The following is a 329-nucleotide window of genomic DNA, read 5'->3' as shown; positions in this document are numbered from 1 at the left end:
GTCGAAGCTTCTCATCCTTCCCCGTGGGGTAGAATATAGCGTGTAGCCTCGCTAAGCGAAGCGCGAGCGAGGAGATAGCAGCACAGGTGGCTGAAGAGAGTGCAACAGTAGTGGGGGAAGGATAACTCGGCGCTAAAGCGCCTCGCCCTTCGGGCCGTTGCCTGCGGCAACGTTCTCTCGCTGGCGCTCGAGTCGAACCTTGGTCGAAGCTTCTCATCCTTCCCCGTGGGGTAGAATATAGCGTGTAGCCTCGCTAAGCGAAGCGCGAGCGAGGAGATAGCAGCACAGGTGGCTGAAGAGAGTGCAACAGTAGTGGGGGAAGGATAACT

At 58.1% G+C, this 329-nt stretch carries 1 other RNA gene; it reads right to left on the bottom strand.

From position 1 onward, the window contains the following. Window positions 1–105: 105 nt before the first annotated feature. A non-coding RNA gene (locus CWM57_RS27085) (RtT sRNA) lies at window positions 106–238 on the bottom strand. Window positions 239–329: the final 91 nt, after the last annotated feature.

The sequence above is a fragment of the Klebsiella sp. G-Nf4 genome (genome assembly GCF_002810615.1).
Lineage (GTDB): Bacteria > Pseudomonadota > Gammaproteobacteria > Enterobacterales > Enterobacteriaceae > Klebsiella > Klebsiella variicola.
The sequence above is the reverse complement of the archived record's forward strand: the minus strand, read 5'-3'. Positions and strand labels throughout refer to the sequence as shown.